We start from the raw sequence: 20,705 nt of genomic DNA, 5'->3' as shown, positions 1-20,705 counted from the left end.
AAGCATTCGCTTCGGCCTTTCCTGTTCCAATCGGCAATTTTCTCTGTCGCCGTAAGGGCTACGCGGGGCTTGGCAGTTGGAATAGACATTCAAACCGAACATCCCGAATACTGAAGGATGCCCGGCCATAGCAAAGCCCTGGACTACGGCGTAGGCGGCGGCACGCCATGCGTCAGGTGCTTCAGCATGAACTCCTGGAACAGCGTGCCGATCGCCCCGGTTGAAGTCCCAATCAGCGTATTCACCACCGTGATCTGCACACTATGCTGCTCGCTATGCGGATAGTAGGTCGTGGAGAGAAGCCCTGCCGCCAGATTTCCCCCAACATTCGAGTAATTCGGCTGCCATTTGCCGTTGTCGCCCTTGCAGATCACCACCGTCGAGATCGCGTAGAGCGCTCTCTTCGTCACACTGCCATGACCCTTGTAAAAGTAACGAGGGTCTTGATGCAGCAGCGAAGGCAGAAGCGCCGCGCCAAAGAAGGTAGAACTCACCCGGTCCGTATACGAGGCACCATAACGCTTCGCGTACCCCGAAAACTCCTGACCATAGCCTGAAAAATCGCCCTGCCACTGCTCGATCCCGGCGGCCACACCCGTCGTGAAAAATGTCACCGGATCGACAGTCACGTGCGCCGCCAGCTTGAACTTCTGTTTTCTCGTCAAAGGTTGCGCATCGGAAACATAGCTCACGTAGAAGTTCGGGAGTACCCCCAGAATCCTCTGCTTCATCTCCACGCTGATCTGCTTCTCCGCCAGATCTTCGCGAAAGATCGCGTTCACCGTCGTGTCCAGTGCTTCCACGCCAAGCGAAATCTTCGGCAGCGCCGTCTCGTTGCCCGCGGTCACGTCGACATCCTCGATCTTCCACTCCGCGAAACCTTTTGCTCGAATCGTGATCCGGTAACGTCCCGGTGCGACATCGGCAAAGAGGAAGGAGCCTTCATTGTCCGAAACTGCGACCCGCTCGGCCTTGTTGATCTTCGGCGTCTCCGTCTTCGGGATAGATTCTTCGAGTGTGATCTGTCCACCCGCGACGACGGCTTCGTCCGTATCCGTGATGATTCCTCGCACGCTGCCCGTCGTGCCTGGGGCGACGGGCAAGTCCTGCGCCTGAACTTGCCAACCCGTCAGAATCGCAGCCAATACCCATGCTCCAAACCAGCCCGCACGCATCATAGACCCTGCTTTCTGCTCGAAGACCTGCAAGTAATTCAAGACTAACCCGAACGGCAAACACTGAGCTTCGTGGAAGACATCAGTATTTATTTCCCCGGAACTTCGGGCACTGAAGTGTTCCGGTTCTTCAACCATTCCAGCGTCACCGTCTTCATCTCCTTGGCTGCGGCCTTGTCGTCGACGTCCGGCATGAAGATCTCAAGCCCTGCCTGGGGGGTGATGCGGGAGTAGCCGTTTACGAGTTGCGACTGGTAATTCACCAGGTCGAGGTCGAACCACTCGTCCTTGGAGGCGTCGATCATGGTGAGGTCCGTGTGCCGCATCGTCAGCTTTCCGAAGTCGACTGTGCCGCCACGCAGCCGCAGAAAGTTGTGCCACTGCGAGAGCTGCGACTCGTCGTTTGGCGCGTTTCCGAAGATCACCTCGATGTCGGGAGACATCACCTTTACCGAGGTCATCTCGCCGCGGAGATGCGGCGGAGGAAGAAGCCTCTGCGTGTCGAAGTAGATGTCGTTGTCGACCACCTGCACGCCGACTACGTGGGTTTTCTTCACCAGATCCGAAAGTTCGACGTGCAGGCCGCCCAATAGCTTTTTCATGGGGATCTTCAGTACGTTGATCTTGACGACGTGGAAACGGACCCGCCCGTCGGTCTCCGGAATCAGTTGTCCCGTGATCTCCACCGGCAGCGGGATCAGCTTGTGGACGGTCCCATGCACCTTCAGCAGATCGCCGTCTGCCTCCATCGAGATCTTTTTCAGCGGCGCGTCGCCCTCTGCGCCGGAGTTCAGGAAGTCGACGATATCCTGCATCTTCACGCGGACCACGCCTTTGTCGATCTCCAGCACGAACGACTCCGGATCGTCGAATGAGGCGTTTCTTTTCGGGTTGCTGCGCACCATTTTGCCGCGAATCCAGCGGATATACGCCCGGAAGACCTGCCCCTGACGCAGCCGCAGGTTATGCGCGTACAGCAGCGTGACGTTGTCGTTGTCCTGGGCGGGAGGCCCCATCTCCTGGTCGGCGGCGGCCGCAGCGGCCGGGGCGGCCACCGGAGCGCTGGGTTTTGTTCCCCGCTTCAACAGCAGGACGACTCCCAGCACGCAAAGTATCGAAGCGACGGCAACCAGTACCTTCAGTCTTGGGGTCACACGCCCATTGTAGGCTTGTGGCTCATCCATCCCCTATGCCCCCCCTCGCCCTATCCATCACTCGCCCGATCGAGTGTCAATCTCAGGTAGGATGCAAATCTTCGCCCATGGATGTTCGCTACGGCAATGCGAACGTCCCTTCTTTTCACGCGTCCCGGTAGAATAGAGACAGAATCGTATGGGCCGCAATCTTTACATCCTCGCCGCCACCCTTGGCCTGTTCGCGCTGGTCTCCTGCGGACTCGCGTACACCAACGTGGCGCAGCAGCCCGGCTCGCCCGGCGACGCCTCGCTGTGGCGCACCACGGGGCTTTGTCTTTTCGTCCTGGCCCTGCTCATCGCGCTCGCCGGTATCCTCTCCAGCCTTTTTGAGCAGGCTGAACGCCGAGCCGAAGATGCTCGCCGCCGCGGCCGCCAACGCCCAAATTAGATTCACACAAGAAGGGAAGCACTCGATGTTCGAAGTCACCGTAGAAGCCGGTTTCTCCTCCGGCCACTACCTCCGCAACTACCGTGGGAAATGCGAAAACCCCCACGGCCATAACTACAAGGTTTACGTCACCCTCATCGGCGAAAAGCTCGACGACACGGGCCTCCTGCTCGATTTCAAGCTGTTGAAGCAGGTAATGCGCCCGACGGTCGAATACCTCGATCACCGCATGATCAACGAGTTGGAGCCTTTCGTCACTGAATTGAACCCCAGCGCCGAGAACCTCGCCAAGTACTTTTTCGACCAGACCAGCACGCAGCTCCACGAGATGACGAACGGCCGCGTGCGCGTGAAGGACTGCACCATCTACGAGACCGACACCAGCTTCGCCCGTTACTACGCCTAATGCATCTCATCGAACTGTACAAATCCGTTCAGGGCGAGAGCTCTTTCGCCGGTCTTCCGTGCATCTTCGTCCGGCTTGCCGGCTGCAATCTGCGCTGCGCGTGGTGCGACTCCGAGTACACCTTTACGGGCGGCAAGCCTTTTACGGCCGACGAGATCGTCGCGCAGATTGAGGCGCTTGCGCCGTGCCGGCTCGTCGAGTTCACCGGCGGCGAGCCGATGCTCCAGGCGCGCGAGCTGCTGCCCTTGATGCGCCGCCTGATCGACTCCGGCTACACGCTGATGATGGAGACCTCGGGCGAGAGACCTCTCGAGGACGTTCCGGTGGAGGTTCATAAGATCGTCGACGTAAAATGCCCGGGTGCGGGAGCTGCCTCGAACTCCTTTCGAATGAGTAATCTGGATGTGTTGACGAAGCGGGATGAGGTGAAGTTTGTCCTCACCAACCGCGCGGACTACGACTTTGCCAGGGCGTTTATCGCGGAGCATTCGCTCCGTTCGCGGGTGGCCGGTATCCTGCTTTCTCCAGCGTTTTCGAAGGATCCAAGCCCTCTGCGGACGACCGAAAATGCCACGCTGGACCCACGCACGCTGGTGGAGTGGATGATGGCCGATGGGGTCGACGCGCGGCTTTCACTGCAGATCCATAAGTTCATCTGGGAGCCCATGAAAAAGGGCGTTTAGGCCTCGATTGGTCGGACCTCCAACCTTAAAAAGTGGTATGAAGTGCACTGTTTTCGGTGCACTTTTTCATTTGCCCGTATCCTGCTGTTCTAAAGGACTTACGGGGTGGGACCGTGAAATTTCCCATGTTTCACCAGAGACTTTTTGGATGGTAAAACGTGGTCTTTTGCATGGATTTTTTGGCCAAACGGATGGAAAACGACGATCACGCAAAAGTGGTCTGTTTTGGCGTCGATTATCGCACGGCGAATGGGTGAGCGACCGCACTCGTAAGGATCAGATACGGCACTGCGAGGGCTAGCCGACCAGTTTCGCCTCGTTCTTGACCCGGGTCCGAAGTTCGCCGGAGGGCACAGGACGACCGAAGAGCCAGCCCTGAACCTGCAGGCCGCTGCTTCGCTCTTCCAGATAGTCGGCCTGGGCCTGTTCTTCGACGCCTTCCACGACGACTTTCAGCATCAGGGCCTTGGCCATCTCCAGAATCTGCGGCACGATCGCGGCGGTGACGGAGTCCGTGCCAATCGTCTTGGTGAAGGCCTGATCGATCTTCAGCACATCCACCGACAGCTCGCTGAGGTAGGCCAGGCTGGAGTAGCCGGTACCGAAGTCGTCGATGTAGACCACATGACCGCGGTCCTTCAGCTCTCGAATGACCTTCACGGTCCTGTCCCGGTCGGCTGTCGATCTCTCCGTCAGCTCGAGTCCCACGCTTGCGGCCGCAACGCCCTTCGCCTTGAGGATTCCGTCCAGCATGGGGATGAAGTTTTCGTCGGCCAGATCCATCGCGGACAGGTTGACCGAGACCCGGAACCACGGATTGGCGCGCAGCAGGTCGCCGATCTCCGAGGCGACCCTTTCGACGACGAACCGGGTGATCTCGCCGACAAACCCAAGCTCTTCGGCGATGCCGACGAAGATATCCGGCCTGACGGGGGTGTCGTTTTCGTCGTTCCACCGGACCAGCGCCTCGCACCCCACCAGGCTGCCGGAGTCGAGATCCACCACGGGCTGGTAGAGCACCCAGAGGGCTTTCTTCCGGAGGGCGCGCCGCAACTGGTTCCCCAAGCTTCTGCGTCTGCGGTTCATTACCATGATCACACCGCTGAGCATGATGCCCAGGAGCGAGCCGCCGGCAAATGCTCCCGCCATGGAGCTGTAGTGCGGCGACCAGATCTTATCCATGGGCATGGCAACCAGCACGCAGTCCGGCTGGGTCTTCGAGCACTGCGGATAGTACAGTACGCCATCCTTGCGCATGATCTTATCCGCGAGCAGGTAGTGCAATGGCATCTCGACGCTGGAGTTGGTGTACATCTGCTGAATCTGCCGGGTGTTCCTGTCGAGGATTGCCCCGGTGTAGGCCATGGGAGGTCGGTTGAAGTCGGAGAAGACCGACGGACTCACGACCGCATCCGTCGTTCCCTGTGACACGATCTCAGCCGTGTGTCCCTTGGCGACACGCAGGTGCGCGCCGAAGTACACGAGCTTGCCGTCGACCTTGATGAGTTTTTCGGAGATGAACGGCGTGGGGGTCGTGAGCTTCCCGGCGACGGCCGAGCAGAAGAAGAGCCCATCCCGGACCCTTCCCACATCCTTCAGATAGGGTGATTTGAACAGGAGTTCCCGCATGAACTCCATGTCGGGTTCCGAGCAGAAAGGGTGGGGCGAGTGATTGCCTGCGTCGAGGGTCTCCGCGATGTCGCGGGCTACCTTATCGTCCTGTTGCAGAAACTCCGACGCGAAGCTGGTCAGCTCGTTTTGCGCCGATGCGAGGATCGAGTAGAGCGAGGCGAAGAGCGCAAGGCCACCGCCGATGGCTCCCGCGGCCACCAGGAGACAGACCCGCTTGTAGACGTCGCGCCTCGCTCGCTCCAAACAGCCTCCGGGAAAGCAATTGAATCGAGAATCTGCGCGTGCCCCGGGGGAGGAAGGAGACGGGAAGGGAACAGTTCTCTCAGGTCGGAACTCAGGTCTCAGAGAACTCTTCCACATCCCGGAAACGCTGTCAATCCGGACTCTTTCGATACATTTTCAGCATCTGAAACTTGTTCCTGTCCCCTTACTTTCCCCAGTAGGAATCGAGAAAGAGGTAGCGCGCCCGCAGATCGTCGGGCTGCGCGACGACGATGGCGTTGAGATGCAGGACCGTCCAGTCCTCCGGTCCGTAGACGGGCCACCTGGGCAGTCCGGGGCCGTTTGGGTCGCCGGTCTTCGCGAAGTTGGTCCAGTACTCGCCCATCTTCTCCGACAGCACGAAATGCTCCGGTCCCCAGACGGCTTCGGGCCTGTGCTCCAGCGTTCCGAAGACGTAGTTGATCTCGTCGGAGTGGAAGGCCCCGGAATCGGCCTTGTGGTATTTGTCTCCGGGAGCGGGGAGTTCGAAGTGATAACGGTAGACAGGCTGCCCGCCGGTCTTGACCTGCGCCTCCAGCCAGCGCCAGGTGGAGTAGGCGATGAACTTATCGCCGGCATAGTCGTTCGCCGCACGCCGCGAAAGGACCTCGCGTCCCGAGGGATAGAGCAACACGAACTGGTCGGCCTTGTCCGGGAACTCCTTCTCGGCCTTGGCCCTGAACTCGAAGGGCATATCCCTGGCCTTGGTGCCGCCCTCATCGGCGTTCCAGCCTGCGATGAGGGGTACGTGCGCCTGCTTGCCGGCCTTGTAGATGCTGGCGACGGAGTCCGGCAGGAAGTAGCCGTCGACATCCGGCCCGAAACGGCCTGGCGTCTCCTTGCTCATGATGGCTGTCTTCAACTGCTCGCTGGTGAGTTTGCGCAGCTCGGAGATCTTCGTGGTGCCAAAGGCCTTCAGCATGTATGCGCTGTCGATCGCCTCACGCTCCTTGCGGGTCTTTGCCTGTGGCCCGCTTGCATAGAGCGCGCCGCCGCTTTCGCCGATCGCCTTGTGGAAGAGCCCCTTGGAGAGCGGCGAGGCCATCTGGGTGCTGACCGAGAACGATCCGGCCGACTCGCCAAAGAGCGTGACGTTGCCGGGGTCGCCGCCGAAGGCTTCGATGTTCTGCTTGACCCAGGCGAGGGCCGCGGACTGGTCCATGAGCCCGTAGTTGCCGGAGGCGCGATGGGGAGACTCCGCCGTGAGTTCCGGATGCACGAGGAAGCCCCAGATGCCGAGCCGGTAGTTCATAGAAACGACGATGACGCCGCGATGGGCCAGCGCCTCGCCGTCCTGGCGGCCTTCGGATGCCGAGCCGCCCTGATAGCCGCCGCCGTAGATCCAGACCATGACCGGAAGCTTGTTTGCCTTGACCGGCGCCCAGACGTTGAGGGTGAGGCAGTCTTCGCTCTCTCCGGGATCGCGAAAGAGCATGTCGCTGAAGGCCGACGCCTGCATGCAGTGGTTGCCGAAGTCCCTGGCGGGCTTGACGCCTTCCCAGGCGACGACGGGCTGCGGTGCCTTCCAGCGCAGGTCTCCGACGGGCGGCGCGGCGTAGGGGATGCCCAGGAACTTCTCGACCCTGCCATCCTCGGTCAGCGCTCCGGCTACTTGTCCGCCGGTGACCTTGACGGTCAGATCATCCGCTGCCCGAAGAGGCGCGGAGGCGAGAGCGAAGAGGGAGAGGACGGTGGCCGAAAGGCGGAGCAGGGAACGGGACGTAGACATGGTTGACCTCGATGCCAAGCTACCATGCTCCGGCAGGCACGATCCAGCGGCTATGCGTCACCCTGATAGCATCAAGGCATCACCTATCCAGACACAGGCGAAGGTCCCGCATGATCAAGCACGTTACCGCCCTCCTGCTGGCGTTTGCAGCCGCCAGCGCGTTTGCCCAGAAGCCCATCGAGATTAAGGTGGTCGTCGTCTCCATGTTCGAGGTGGGGAACGACACGGGGGATATGCCGGGCGAGTATCAGTACTGGGTGGAGAGGCAGCATCTGGATAAGGTGTATGCCTTTCCGCAGGGGTATCACGACCTGCGTTTGAACCCGCAGACGGGTGTGCTGGGCCTGTTGACCGGCATGGGGACGGCGAAGGCGACGGCGTCAGTGATGGCGCTTGGGCTGGATCCGCGCTTCGACCTGAGCCATGCGTACTGGCTGGTCGCGGGGATTGCGGGGATCGATCCGCATGTGGGTTCGCTTGGTTCGGCGGTGTGGGCGGACTATCTTGTGGATGGCGACCTGGGGCATGAGATCGATGCGCGGGAGATTCCGCCGAACTGGCCGACGGGGCATGTTCCTCTGCGCAAGTCGACTCCGTATGAGGAGCCGCGGACGGACGACAATGGAGCGGCCTTTCCTCTGAACTCCACGCTGACGAACTGGGCATTCAACCTGACGAAGGACACGAAGCTGCCCGATACGGCGGAGATCGCCGAGCGCCGCAAGGCGTATCTGCCGGAGGATGCCGATGCCCCGGCGCATCGGCCACCGTTCGTGCTGCGCGGCGATGTGCTCTCGGGGCAGAACTTCTGGCATGGCAAGCTGATGAGCCAGTGGGCGCATGACTGGGTGGCCTACCAGACGGATGGAAAGGGCCACTATGCGGCCTGCGGGATGGAAGATACGGGGACAATGCAGTCGCTGACCTGGCTGGCGCGCGCCGGGAAGGTGGATCTCAACCGCGTGATGGTGCTGCGGACGGCTTCGAACTACGACCAGCAGAGGGCGGGAATTACGGCGGCTGAGTCGTTGGCGGAGACGAAGATCACGAAGTATGGGGCGTTTATGCCGTCGCTGGACTCGGCATACCGGGTGGGGCATGTCGTGGTGGATGCGCTGGTGGTGAACTGGGCGCAGACACGGGAGCATATCCCGCAGTAAGGAGACGAGTCGCTGGGTCTACTCGCCTGCGTAGGCGCGCGTCTTCCAACTCACGCTGCCGCCCATGAGCTTTCGCGCCAGGGCGTACCACTGCACGGCGAGGAGAAGGAAGATGCCCAGCGGATGCAGCAGGGCTCCGCGCCAATCCTGCTTGAAGCGCTGCACGCCGAGTACACGGGGAAGCCATGCCGCGGCGATGCCGGGGAGGGCCCAGGGTGTCCAGAAGACCAGCAGGAAGGGGAGCACCTGGCCGAGGAACAGGATGGCGCTGATGGGAGCGATCCGCCATGGGTCGGCGATGCCTTCGGTGGCGTTCTTGGCCAGGCCGTTCCAGACCTGCGGCGCGGTGGTGTACATGCGGCAGGTGGCGAGTGGGGTGAGATCGGCGAGGTCGGTCCGATAGCCGGCGGCGCGGAAGAGGCGTGGCAGACGAAGGCCGTCGTGCATCGTCTCGCGGATCTCGGCGTGGCCGCCGCTCTTGAAGTAGGCCTCGCGGCGCGCCATGAGGAACTGTCCGCAGCCAGCGGCGAAGGCGGGATCGGTGCCGGCGCGCATCCTGTCCAGCGGGAGGAAGCCGAGCAGCACGAAGTGGATGAGCGGCAGAAGCATCCACTCCATCCATGTACCGGTGACCTGCCGGGGAAAGCCACTGACGAGGCCGTTGTCTGCGAGGAAGCCGGCCATGCGCGCCAGGGCTTCGGGTTGCAAGCGGACGTCGGCGTCGACGAAGCACAGCACGTCGTACCGGGCGGCATGCGCGAGAGCCCAGCAGGCATGCTGCTTGCCGTTCCATCCAGCGGGGAGCAGAGGGGCGCGCTCCAGGCGCACACGGCCGTCCTGTGCCGCCATGCGTTCGACGATCGCGCCGGTTCCATCGGTCGAGGCGTCGTCCATGACGATGACCTCAAGCTCGACGCCGGTCGAGGCCAGCACGGACTCCACTGCCGCGGCGATTCCGGCGGCCTCGTCCCGGGCGGGAATCAAGACCGAGATCCGCCCCGGCTCGCCGGCGGCCAGGGGCTCGCGGTAACGTCCAAGATTTGCGCAGAAGAGGGCGGCGGGGATCGCTCCACACACCAGCCCCGCACCGATCAGTATGCCGATCACTCACCCACCGCCGTATGTTCCGCTCTGTACTTTCGCCGCTGGAGGAACGCCTTGACGCGCAACCCCAGGGCATAAAAACCAGCCGTGCCGACAGCTCCGTTGCTCAACGTCTGGAAGCCCCGGGCACTTCTTGCCATGGAGGCTTCCTTCAACTCTTCCATCGCCGCCAGCAAGGCCGACTCCAACACGCCGTCGAGGGCTTCTCCCTTCCGGACGTGGACGGCTTCGCCAAACTGGAGCAGGCATTCCGGGGTTCGTTCATCCCAGAAAGTGTACTCAATGGCGAGCGGCAGCACGGTGCATCCGGTGCGGGATGCCAGCGCGGCCAGGCCTGCCTTGAACTCCAGGGGGCGCATCCGTGCATCGACAAACCTGCCCTGCGGGGTGACCCAGAGCACTCCGCCCGCTGCGAGGACAGCCTCGCCGGTTCGCAGGAACTGCACGGCTCCGCGGGCCGACTCCATGGCGACGCCGAAGATGCCGAGCCAGCCGAGGATCTTGTAGCGCTCCAACGCTTCGGAGTCCATGGGTGCGTAGTGCCTGCGCTGCGGCATCAAGGTATCCGCGAGATGGAAGGCCACCATGGGATCCCACCACGAGCCGTGGTTGGCGTACACGATGAGCGGGCCGGTTGCGCCGGAGAACCGGTTGGCCCCGCGCACCCGGACCGCGTGGAAGTTCCGGCGGAAATAGCCCCGCACGATCCGCCGGAAGAACAGGAGCAGAGGCGCAGAGATGCGTGGAACGGCGGTGGCCATAGAAGCCTAGCTTACGCCCCGCGCGTCCTTATCCAACGAATCTGCTGCAATCCAGCCCGACATCATCACCATGGGCATGCCGGGACCGGGATGCGCCGCGCCGCCCGCGAGGTACATCCCGTCCAGTTCGCGGGAGCGGTTGGCGGGCTTGAACGCGCCGTGGAAGACGCCGTGGCTGGAGATGCCGTAGATTGCGCCGTTCAAGACCCGGTAGCGGTCGTGGATGTCCTGTGGGGTGAGCGCGTCCTCGAAGACGATCCGCTCTTCGATGTCTTCCAGCCCGGCGGTCCGCTTCAGCTTGTCCAGAATCACCTGCCGGTAGGCGGGGAACATCTTCTTCCAGTCGTGGTGCGGGCGCAGGTAGGGGGTGTGGACCAGAACATAGAGGGCCTCGCCACCTGCGGGTGCGGAGGTGGGATCGGTTGCCGCGGTGGCTGCGAGGTAGCAGGTCGGATCGGGAGCCGGCTCGCCCTCCTCGTAGATGGCGCGGAACTCTTCGTGCGGGTCACGGGAGAAGACGAAGTCGTGGTGCGCGAGGTGGTCGTAGCGCTTGTTCAGGCCGAGGTACAGCACGACGCCCGAGCAGGCCGGCTCGTACTCGCGCTTGTCGTCGAAGGCTCGTCCGGCTGCTCCGCCGATCAGTTCGCGATGCGTGCGGACGGCGTCGGAGTTCGAAACGACGGCGTCGAAGAGGAACTTTTCGCCCTTCGTGGTCTCCACGCCGTAGACCTGCGACGCGGCCCTGGCCCCGCTGGTGGGGGCATCGGTCAGGATGCGGGCGATGTCGGTGTCGGTGTGGAAGGTGACGTCGAGTTCGCGGGCGAGCTTGACCAGCGCCTCCGGTACCGCGCGCGTGCCGCCCATCGGATACCAGATCCCCTCTTCCATCTGCATGTGGCCGATCGCGCAGAGGATCGCGGGTGAGGCGTCGGGGGAGGATCCGACGTACTGCACGAAGTGGTCGAGCATCTGTGCGACGTTGGCGTCAGGAATATGCTCGCGAATCATGCCGGCGACGGTCTTGCCGAGGCGCATGCGCATGACGTCGCGCAGGACCTTCAGGTCGAACGCGCCCTTGACCTCCATGGTGTCCATCATCGATCCGATGGAGCGCCAGAAGAAGAAGCGGTCGGAGATGCCGTGCAACTGCTCGGACTGCTCCAGGAATTTCAGGTAGCCGGCGCCCATCTTCGGCCAGAGCGCCTCAAGCTGCGCTGCCATGGCGTCGGCGTTGTCCATCAGGTCGAGCCGGGTGCCATCCTCGAAGAAGCAGCGCCACTGCGGGTCGAGACGCACCATGGTGATGTAGTCTTCGAGCTTCTTGCCGGCCTCGGCGAAGACCCTCCGCAGCACGGAGGGCTGGATCAGGATGGTCGGCCCCATGTCGAAGCGGAAGCCCTTCTCGCTCAACTGCGCGGCCTTGCCGCCGAGCCATGGGTTCTTCTCGAACACCGTGACTTTGTGCCCACGTGCCGCCAGCGTACACGCCGCAGCCAGCCCAGCCAGACCGGAACCGATCACGGCAACGTTATTGCCCTGCCCACTATTCGTCAACATTTTGCTCCCGCATTTCGTTCGCTTCTTCTTCTGTCGTTGCCGGTTCCGCCGACAACACCTCGGGGTCCATTCTTCGAGCCGCGCCAAGCAGAACCCGCACTCCGCGCAGCCTTTCCTTCCACGTCGCCGAGTGCCCCGCGAGGATCAGGCCCTCGAAGAACCAGACGTGCCTCTCGGTGGTGGCCTCGAACTGGCGGCGCGTCCGGCCCCTGCGCACCAGTACTGTCTTCACGGCGGTCATCTCGAGCAGACCCTCGGCGCCCCGCGTGACGCCGAAGCCTGCACCGCGCCGCCCGCCAAAGGGAATTCTCGGATCGGCCGTTGGCACGATGACGTCGTTCACAATTGCCGTGCCGATCGTCATTCTGCCGGCCATGCGCCGCGCCGTCTGCTCGTCGCCGAAGATGGAGACCGAGAGCGCGAGCGGAGAGGCTCTTTGCGCTGCCGCCACGCCCGCTGCGTCTTCCACGTCGATGACGCTCAGCACCGGCGCGAAGATATCGGCCTGGGCAATCCGCATCTCTGGCCGGGCCAGCACGATCAGGATCGGCCCCTGGGCTTCGCCTATCGAAGCCAGTTCGCCGACCAGCAACGCGCCGGCGTCGAGGGCCTCTTCGACCAGCGTGCGCAGCTTTTCCTGCACGTTCGGATCGAGCAGCACCGGATGCACATCTTCGAGGGCCTCGCGCAGACGGTTGACCAGAGCCTCCCGCCGCGAGGTCGTCCTGCCGACGACAAGAAGGCGTCGCGGAGCCATGCACGTGGCCGAGCCATTCAGCCGCAGTCCAAACACCACTGCCGCCGTCACGCGGCCCAAATCCGAGCCGGGGAGCACTACCACGGCCGAACATCCCGAGAGCTCCATGACGGAGGGCGTTCCGGTCTCGGCGAGAGAGCGCAGGACGGCGCGGCCGGTCTCGGACGATCCGGTGAAGAAGACCTTGTCGGCCCCCGCGGCGACTGCCGCCGTTCCCGCTTCGTCCGACTCTTCGGTAAGCCGCAGCAACTCGCGCGGCAACCCTGCGGCCGTCAGCTCTTCGGCCACGAGCTTGGCGACGGCGCGCCCGCCCCTGCCGGGCTTCCACGTTACGGCGTTGCCCGCTGCGAGAGCCTGCAGCACCTGGACGCCGGGGAGAAAGAGGGGATAGTTGGAGGGGCCGATCACGAGCACGCGGCCCAGCGGCACGCGCTGGATCTCGCTGGAGACGCCCCATAGCCAGATGGGCCTCGTCCATGCCGAAAGAAGACGGCTTCCGAGGATCTTCTTCGCGTTCTTTTCCAGGAACTCACACGCGCCGAGCAGAGGCAGAATCTCCGACGCCCTTACATCCGCCGGCGTCCGGGCTGTTCCTGCGTCGATCGCCCGGCAGAGGTCGTCGGTGCGGTGCGACATCCTGAAGCGAAAGCGACGCAATACCTTCAAACGTTCGGCCACGGGCTCTTCTGCCCATGCTCTTTGTACCTTTGCATCCCAACCGGGCCCGGTTGGGACCTTGCGCAACCCGCTTTCGCTCATCCCTTGAGCGATTTCGCTTCGCCGGGAGGGAACTGTCACGATGTGGCCCCGATCAACTCATCCTGGGAGACCATCGGCTTGGTCCCGGCGGAGGTCGACCACTGCGGCTCCATTTTCAGGTCCTCGAGCAGGAGCCGCGATGTGATGCGGGCCGACTCGAAGATAACCGGAAGACCACTTCCCGGATGGGTTCCACCGCCGACCAGATACATGCCGCGGACATCCTCAAAGCGGTTGTGCGGGCGGAGATGCAGCATCTGGTCGAGCGAGTGCGCCATGGAGAAGGTGGCGCCCTTGTAGAGATCGAACTCCGAGGCCCAACCCTCCGGGGTCATGATCTTCTCGGTGCGAATTCTGCGTTCGACGTCCGTGATGCCGATCTTCTCCATCTGCTGGAGCGCGAGCTTGCGGTATTTCGGGCCCTCGATGGACCAGTCGATCATGCCGGCGTCATGCGTCACGGGCAGCAGGACGTAGAGTGTGCTCTTGCCTTCGGGCGCCAGGGTGGGGTCGGTGACGCAGGCGTTCTGCACGTAGAACGAGGGATCTTCGGAAAGACGGTGCAGGGACTCGATATCCCGCAGATTCTGCCTGTAGTTTTTGGCCAGGAAGATGGTGTGATGCGATACATCGTCGTACCGGCCATCGATGCCGAGGTACATCATGAAGGTGGAGCAGGAGAAGCGCTTCTTCGCGACGCGTTCATCGGTCCATTTGCGCCGGTCGCTGTTGGGAACGAGTTTCTTCATCGCTTCGGCGAAGTCCGCGTTCACGACTACGGCATCGGCCTGCAGGGTGCGCGATGCGGTCTTGATGCCGACCGCGGTGCCGCGCTCGATCAGCACCTTTTCCACGGGCTCATCGAGCAAAATCTCCACGCCCAGCTCGGTGGCGATGCGGGCCATCGCCTGGGTGACCGCGCCGCAGCCGCCGGTCGGGTGGAAGACGCCGTGCTCGTACTCCAGGAAGGAGAGGATGGAGAAGAGACTCGGACATCGAAACGGGCTCATGCCGAGGTATTTTGACTGGAAGCTGAAGCCGAGGCGGATGCGCTCGTCCTTGAAGTGCATCTGGAGATCGGAATCGAGGGACCGCCATGGAGCGAGCAGAGGCACTAGCTTCAACATGTCCGGCTTCATGAGGTCGCGCCAGCTCTCGAACGGAGCCTGGAGAAAGGGCATGAACTTCTCCAGCTTGCCGCGATTGTGGGTCATGAACTCGTGAAAGCGGCGTGCATCCTCAGGCGAGATCGCCGCGATCGCCTTGACCATCTGCTCCAGGTTGGGCGTTGCCAGCAGCTCGCCGCCGTCTCCGAAGACGAGTCGGTACTGCGGATCGAGCCGCGTCATGGGGACCTCGCGCTCCAGGTCGTACCCGGCGGCGGCGAAGATCTCCTTCAGGACACGCGGGTAGAGGAAGAACGTCGGCCCGACATCGAAGCGAAATCCGTCCTGCCTGATGGTTGACGTTCGTCCCCCGACGTCTCCGCGCTTCTCCACCACCGTCACCTGAACACCTGATTTGGCCAGCAGAATTGCCGCCGCCAGCCCACCCGGTCCAGCCCCCACGATCACCGTACGACGCGTCTGCTTCGTCACTCTGCAAGGCTCCTGTTGCGAAGACACCCATGAAAGGATTGCCTTCGCTCGATCCCAACCGTTTGTGGTCTCAACCGACTGGGGTAGACCGATTATAGGCAGGGAAGTGGTTCCAAAACGGGACTCCCCAAGTGACTTATGAACCACGTCAAGATTCCCGCTCCGGACGTTTACGTCACTGCAACCGACCCCATCCGGCGCAACTGTGTAACCTTGAGCGTGGAGACAAACACTCGTGCCCGCACCGCAGCCCCGCCTCAACCTTCTCGTTCTCTCCCCGCACCGCGATGATGCCGCCTTCTCGCTCGCGCTCTCGCTTGCCGCGTGGCGCCGCGCCGGACACGCCGTGACTCTGATCAATGCCTTTACCCGCTCCATTGAAGCGCCGTTTTCCGATGCGGACTCGCTGCACGAAAACGACCGTCTTTCCTACGTTTCCGCGATGCGCAAGCGGGAGGACGAGGCGTTTGTGCGTCTCATTCCGGGGATGACGCTGGTCGACGCCAACATCAAGGACGCGCCGCTTCGCCGTCACTGTGAGCCTGAGGTGGTGTACGAGATGCCGCTCGATCCTGCGGACGGAGCTTTAGTCAAGATCCGTAAGGTGCTGACGCGTTACCTCAGTCTGCCGAACCCGGTCTTCGTCCTGCCCCTGGCGCTTGGCAACCACATCGACCATCGCGTCGCCCGCGAGGCGGCGGTGTCTCTGGTCGCGGATCTTCCCTGCGCCTTCTACGAGGATCTGCCCGATGCGTTTCGCGATGCGGCGATTGCGGACCAGCCGCACCTGACGCCGATTCTGACCGCAAACCCCAACCCCCTGGCCTGGAAGCGCAAGGCCGTTCTGCTCTACAGCTCTCAGATTGAGACGGACACCGCCGACCGCATCCTCGACCATGCCCGCGCGCACCACGATACGGAACGGCTTTGGGCCAACGACGCCTTCACCCGCCTCTTTGTCTCTTAGGCGCGTTATCCACCGTTTCGTGAAAGCCTGTGGATTCCCGTGCTGGATTTGATCCTGCGCAACCGTGCAAACGGCTCTCCCCGCAGCCCGCTTGCGCTGCTACGATAATCCGAAGCGAACCAGGCGCAGCGGACACCAATCGATTCAGCCCGCAAGAGCGCCCGCACGAGGGACCGCAACCGTGATCCACCGCTTTTCGGACAGTGAATCCGAAGCATACGCAGAGAGGCAGCCTCGTGGCATCCTCGGTATGCTCTTCCGCCACCGCGTCCCCATCCTGGTTGGGCTGGGTGTTCTGCTCGTGGCGGCGATCGCGCTTGTGGTCATCCTGCCCCGGCAGTTCCAGTCCAGCCTCGATATCCTGGTTCGCAATAAGCTGCCGCTCTCGGCGCGGCTGACCGCGAGCAGCGAGGAGACCGTCGATGAGCAGCGCATGCAGTCGGAGCTCGCTCTTCTGCACTCGCCGGAGCTGGCTGCCAAGGTCGTCGACCCCGACTACCCGGCGCAGCCCGACGCGACCCACACCGCCGCCGACATCGGACGTCACCAGGCTGCGGTCGCGCTTTTCTCGCAGCAACTGATCACCACGGTCGCGCCGAACTCCAACATCATTCACGTCGTCGTCACGGCGGGAGACCCGCATCGCGCGGCCGAGCTGGCCAGCCGTCTCCTCGACGTGTTCTTTGCCTCGCAGTCGGAGGTCGATCACCCGACGCCTGCGACCGCCTTCTTCATCGCCGAGTCGAATCGCGCGCGGGATGCGTGGCAGCAGACGCAACTGGCGCTCGACACCTTCCGTCTCGCCCACCCGCCCACGCCTGTCGGCTCAGCGGCCGAGGCGTCGCTCCAGATTGCTGCGCTGACGCACCAGATCCAGCGCAACGACGAGCAGATCGACGCGTCCATTGGCCGCATCCTGACCGGGGAACGCAAGCTGATCACCATTCCCGCGCGTCCGCTGGACCGGACCAACAAGAGCCGCAACCAAAGCGCGGCCATGCCTCTGCTCTCCACCGCGCAGTTGAATGCCATGCTGGCGATCTATACGGACGAGCAGGCCATTCTGCTGACTCGTCCGCCGACGGACGAGGAGGCCGTGCGGGCTTCGCTGTCGCTGGCCAGCCAGATTGCCGATACCAACGCCTCGCTGCAGCTTGCGCGGCAGTCCACCCCGCCGGAGCGCGACCCCGCGGCAAACAGCCTGTGGCAGTCCACGACGGAGGAGATCACGCAGGCGAGTGCCGAGCTTAAGACCCTGTATGCCACGCGCACCAGCCTGGCCACCCAGCTCGCCGGCTTCCAGGCCACGCTCGATTCCATCCAGCATCCGCCGCCGACTCTTGCCGGTCTGCAGAGCAAGGCCGCCGCCCTGCAGTCTGCCTACCGCCTCGCCGAGCAGCGCGCCAACGAGGCCCGTATCGCCGACGCGATGGACCAGCAGTTGCGGCTGAACGTCGCGGTGGCCAGCCGTCCCAGCTTCTCCAATACCGCGACGAGCCCCAGTCCGTGGCTGTATGCCGCTACCATCGGTCTCGCGGTGATCTTCCTCGGCGCTTGCCTGACTCTCTTCGCTGGGATGGACGCCAGCGAGTACGAGGCGCAGGAGCGGACGGAGGATGACGATGAGTACGAGTTTGAGGACTCGTCCGAGACGGATGCCGCGCATGACTACGGGAACGACTCCGCACAGGATCAGGAGGATCCGCAGCAGGAGCTCCAGTTTCCCTCGCGTATTCGCTCCTCGCATTCGGGAGCGTTCCTGTACGCAGCGCCCGGTTCCTCTGTTTCTCACACCCATAGCGATCCGGACGCGGACGACTCCCTCTTCCCCGATCCACTCGGGGATCCTCTGGAACAGGCCCCGAAGCTTTCGGATATCCTCTCTCCCGGCCCGCGAAGCGCTCACGACGAGACCTTTCACCCGCCGTTCGAAGCGGCAGTCGAACCGGATGAGGAGGGTGAACCGGAGCCCCATCCCTCGCCGGCGGCGGAGATCTTTCACCCCAATCAGTACCAGGCAGTCTCCCCCTCGGAGTCGCCGTCCGGGGAAGGGGATGAGGCCGCAGACTTCGACGCGCCGCCTTCGTTCGCGCGGGCGTCTTCCGGAACGACCCATGCGGCTGTCCCTTCTTTCTTCGCAAGCCCCCGCAGCGGGGCGGTGATGCAGGAAGAGCACGAGGCAAAGCCCGGCTACGCGTTCTATGGCGAGAAGGCTGCCGGCGAGCAGCCCGCTGTGCCAGCCGCTGCCACGCCGGTTGTTGCCGCGCCCTTCGGTGGAGCTCCCCTGGTGGAAACAGCCCCTCCCGTCCCGGAGCCGGGCGCGGAGCCCATTCTCTCGGCCGTCCCCACCCCCGAGCCGGAGCCGATCGTTACGTTGCCGGATCCGACACCGCCCTGGTCGCAGCCTGTTCCCGAGCCAAGGCCGTCTCCGCTGCCGCCTCTCTCGTACTGGTCGTCGCTCCAGGATGCCGCGCCCGCTGCAGTTGCCCAGGAGTCTTCGGAGCCAACGTCTGTTGAGCCTGTTCCGTCCGTATCGGTTCCCACGGAGCCGATTCCCGTGGAGCCGGTCCAGCCCAAACCCGCCTATACCGAGCCTGCCTATGTTCCTCCGCCGGTACCGACCACCAGCGAGGTGTATGCCGCTCCGGTGCAGGCGGCGCCCGCAGCTGTAGAGCCGAAGGCCGTCTCGCAGACCTTCACGTCGACCCTTCGTCCCGATCCCTTCCTGACGAGCGTCAGTTCGACCCTCTCCGCACCCGCCTTCCGCTTCTCCTCGCCTCCGGTGCGGACGCCGGCGCCCGTCGCTGCGCCGCCCGTCGCGCCGCGTACCCCGGTGGTCTCGGCCGCGCCAGCAGCCCTGAGGCCGGATCCCGAGCTGGTTGTCTCCTACGCCTCCGATCCCATTGAGCTCGTGCCCGACCCCGTTCTGCCGCCAGTGAAGCCGCCCTACCAGGTCCCACGACGCGAAACCCCGCAGGCCTTCGCGCCCGAGCCGGTGCTTCCGCCGGCTTCTTCCGCCGCCAGCGAAGCTGCATCGAGCCCCGACGACCTCTCGGATTTCCCGCTCTATCGCGCTCCCAAGGCCGGAAGGCCTCCTGCTGCTGCCGCCCCGGTTTCAGCGCAAGCTCCACCTGTACCGAGGATGGACACGCCTCCTGTGCCCGCAGCGGCGTCCGTCCGCGCTCCCAACCGTCCACAGACCTACGAAGAGATGGTTCGCGCCCTCGTCTTTCCCGAGGAGTTCGCCCCGTACGTGCCTCCGGCTCGTCCTACGGCGGCTCCGCCTCGCGCGCCGGCTGCCGGATTCGTCTCGGAGGTGGAGTCGCGCCCCGTCGTTCCTGTGGTTCCTCAGCCGGTCTGGCCACCGGTTTCGCCGTCGCCCGCGCCTCCGGTTGCTTCGACGACCGATGACGATGCACCGCCGTTCCATTACGCCCGCAAATCCGTGTCTCCACAGCCGCCCGCCCCTGCGCCGGTCTATGCCACGCCCCCTCGTCGGGAAGACCCCGAGACGATTCAGAACTTCATCCGCCGCCCGTCGGTTCCGCTGCAGCCCTCTCCGGGGCTGCGTCCAGCGGTAGAGCGCGACGACCGAACCATCTATCGGCCCGCCGAGCCGCCACCGCGCGACGACCGCACGACGTATCGTCCGGCGGCGTCTTCGCCTCCGCAGCGCCCCGCACCCCCGCTTCGTGACTCTCAGGTCCGTGATTCCCAGTCCCGTGATTCCTGGATCGATATCGCTCCGCCTCCGCCGCCGCGGGGTGAAGCCCTCGACCCGCAGAAACGCGCTCCGGATCGCATCTCCGCCATCCGGGATAGCGGCTCGCGCGTGTACCCCGCCACGGACCGCAGCGGAGTCCGGCTGACGCCGTCGCAGCGGATGAAGCTTGGCCGTCCGACCACGAACCTGGACAAGGACGGCAATGTCACCTACACCGACTACCTGAACGACAAGGACAAGAATCGCCGCTAACGCAGAACGGGGATGCGCCCTGGCGCATCCCCGTTCCGGCTAAAGCTGCCTGCGTTCTAAAGCATCTTCCTCACGACACTCCGTACAATCTCGGTCACCACCCCGTACACGATATGCGACGTCATCTCGCTGGTCTGTTCGCGCTGGCTCTGCTTCTGCGGAGTCGTCACCAGACCGATCGCCGGAAGCACGCCTTCGTGGGTGACCGTGGCGAGCACGAGACCGAAGCTCGCGCCCTCCTTGGACGTGGCCTGTGGGTAGTACTCGGCGACGCCACCGTACACCGCGCCTGCCGAAGCTCCGAAGAGCCAGTGAACGGATTCGCCCGCGGCCTGCTTCTCGCCGGTGGTCAACGTTCCGCCCGCGACGCGTTGCGCCAGCACCTCAGGAGGAACGGGCTCGCCCTTGACCCGGGGCGGATAGATCTTTTCGGCCACATGCTTCGCCGCGGCGCCCGCAATACCGCCGATCAAACCGGCGATCAGCCCCTTCACCAACGACCTGGTCGCCGTCTTCTTCTCGATTGCCACGTTGCTCATGCCAAAACCTCTTCCTTCGAAGGATCACTCTGCCCTTCGATGCAGAGCCAGCCGACC

The 20,705-nt window shown here is 63.6% G+C and carries 16 protein-coding genes; 6 read left to right on the top strand and 10 right to left on the bottom strand.

The annotated features are described in order from the left end of the window. Positions 1-143 precede the first annotated feature (143 nt). Both BM400_RS19410 and BM400_RS19405 read right to left on the bottom strand, forming a co-directional pair. Positions 144-1,145 (bottom strand): carboxypeptidase-like regulatory domain-containing protein, encoded by a 1,002-nt coding sequence (locus BM400_RS19410; RefSeq protein ID WP_245782040.1) that lies wholly within the window; start codon positions 1,143-1,145, stop codon positions 144-146. 119 nt (positions 1,146-1,264) lie between these two features. Continuing rightward, complete coding sequence (locus BM400_RS19405) at positions 1,265-2,329, bottom strand: hypothetical protein (protein ID WP_245782039.1); 1,065 nt, start codon at positions 2,327-2,329, stop codon at positions 1,265-1,267. A gap of 178 nt (positions 2,330-2,507) precedes the next feature. Here BM400_RS19405 and BM400_RS19400 point away from each other — a divergent pair, with 178 nt between their 5' ends. The 3 genes from BM400_RS19400 to BM400_RS19390 are packed head-to-tail and all read left to right on the top strand — an operon-like array spanning position 2,508 to position 3,848. Next, positions 2,508-2,759, top strand: coding sequence for a hypothetical protein (locus BM400_RS19400; protein ID WP_089842934.1), 252 nt, complete (start codon positions 2,508-2,510; stop codon positions 2,757-2,759). Between the two features lie 25 nt (positions 2,760-2,784). Beyond that, positions 2,785-3,165, top strand: a complete 381-nt coding sequence (queD, locus tag BM400_RS19395) for a 6-carboxytetrahydropterin synthase QueD (RefSeq protein WP_089842931.1) — start codon at positions 2,785-2,787, stop codon at positions 3,163-3,165. After that, a complete protein-coding gene (locus BM400_RS19390; RefSeq protein WP_089842928.1) occupies positions 3,165-3,848 on the top strand; it encodes a 7-carboxy-7-deazaguanine synthase QueE in 684 nt (227 codons plus the stop codon). Before queD ends, BM400_RS19390 begins: the two co-directional genes overlap by 1 nt. A gap of 297 nt (positions 3,849-4,145) precedes the next feature. On the opposite strand, the gene BM400_RS19385 is transcribed toward BM400_RS19390, so the two are convergent. Next, on the bottom strand, positions 4,146-5,723 hold the full coding sequence (locus BM400_RS19385; RefSeq protein ID WP_175529151.1) for an EAL domain-containing protein: 1,578 nt from the start codon (positions 5,721-5,723) through the stop codon (positions 4,146-4,148). A 184-nt stretch (positions 5,724-5,907) separates the two neighbouring features. After that, the gene (locus tag BM400_RS19380) at positions 5,908-7,470 is read right to left on the bottom strand and encodes a carboxylesterase/lipase family protein (protein ID WP_089842923.1); all 1,563 of its coding nucleotides are present in this window, start codon (positions 7,468-7,470) and stop codon (positions 5,908-5,910) included. A gap of 110 nt (positions 7,471-7,580) precedes the next feature. On the opposite strand from BM400_RS19380, the gene BM400_RS19375 reads away from it, so the two are divergent. Next, the gene (locus BM400_RS19375) at positions 7,581-8,630 is read left to right on the top strand and encodes a purine nucleoside permease (protein WP_089842920.1); all 1,050 of its coding nucleotides are present in this window, start codon (positions 7,581-7,583) and stop codon (positions 8,628-8,630) included. A gap of 18 nt (positions 8,631-8,648) precedes the next feature. On the opposite strand, the gene BM400_RS19370 is transcribed toward BM400_RS19375, so the two are convergent. The 5 genes from BM400_RS19370 to crtI are packed head-to-tail and all read right to left on the bottom strand — an operon-like array spanning position 8,649 to position 15,166. Continuing rightward, positions 8,649-9,737, bottom strand: a complete 1,089-nt coding sequence (locus tag BM400_RS19370; RefSeq protein WP_089842917.1) for a glycosyltransferase family 2 protein — start codon at positions 9,735-9,737, stop codon at positions 8,649-8,651. Beyond that, the gene (locus tag BM400_RS19365; RefSeq protein WP_089842910.1) at positions 9,734-10,495 is read right to left on the bottom strand and encodes a lysophospholipid acyltransferase family protein; all 762 of its coding nucleotides are present in this window, start codon (positions 10,493-10,495) and stop codon (positions 9,734-9,736) included. The genes BM400_RS19370 and BM400_RS19365 overlap by 4 nt, the downstream gene beginning before the upstream one ends. A gap of 6 nt (positions 10,496-10,501) precedes the next feature. Next, positions 10,502-12,052 carry a phytoene desaturase family protein gene (locus BM400_RS19360; RefSeq protein ID WP_089842908.1) on the bottom strand — a complete coding sequence of 517 codons (1,551 nt, stop codon included), beginning with the start codon at positions 12,050-12,052 and terminating at the stop codon, positions 10,502-10,504. Continuing rightward, positions 12,039-13,568: an aldehyde dehydrogenase family protein gene (locus BM400_RS19355; RefSeq protein WP_089843935.1), complete on the bottom strand. Its 1,530-nt coding sequence runs from the start codon at positions 13,566-13,568 to the stop codon at positions 12,039-12,041. Before BM400_RS19355 ends, BM400_RS19360 begins: the two co-directional genes overlap by 14 nt. A gap of 35 nt (positions 13,569-13,603) precedes the next feature. Next, complete coding sequence (gene crtI / locus BM400_RS19350) at positions 13,604-15,166, bottom strand: phytoene desaturase family protein (protein ID WP_089842906.1); 1,563 nt, start codon at positions 15,164-15,166, stop codon at positions 13,604-13,606. 235 nt (positions 15,167-15,401) lie between these two features. On the opposite strand from crtI, the gene BM400_RS19345 reads away from it, so the two are divergent. Then, the gene (locus BM400_RS19345; RefSeq protein ID WP_089842903.1) at positions 15,402-16,133 is read left to right on the top strand and encodes a PIG-L deacetylase family protein; all 732 of its coding nucleotides are present in this window, start codon (positions 15,402-15,404) and stop codon (positions 16,131-16,133) included. Positions 16,134-16,383: 250 nt separating this feature from the next. Then, positions 16,384-20,109: a GumC family protein gene (locus tag BM400_RS19340; RefSeq protein WP_089842900.1), complete on the top strand. Its 3,726-nt coding sequence runs from the start codon at positions 16,384-16,386 to the stop codon at positions 20,107-20,109. Between the two features lie 56 nt (positions 20,110-20,165). On the opposite strand, the gene BM400_RS19335 is transcribed toward BM400_RS19340, so the two are convergent. Further along, positions 20,166-20,648, bottom strand: coding sequence for a DUF1440 domain-containing protein (locus tag BM400_RS19335; RefSeq protein WP_089842896.1), 483 nt, complete (start codon positions 20,646-20,648; stop codon positions 20,166-20,168). Between the last annotated feature and the right edge of the window lie 57 nt (positions 20,649-20,705).

The organism is Granulicella pectinivorans (genome assembly GCF_900114625.1).
Lineage (GTDB): Bacteria > Acidobacteriota > Terriglobia > Terriglobales > Acidobacteriaceae > Edaphobacter > Edaphobacter pectinivorans.
Note: the sequence above shows the minus strand (reverse complement) of the source record. Positions and strands in the feature narration are given on the sequence as shown.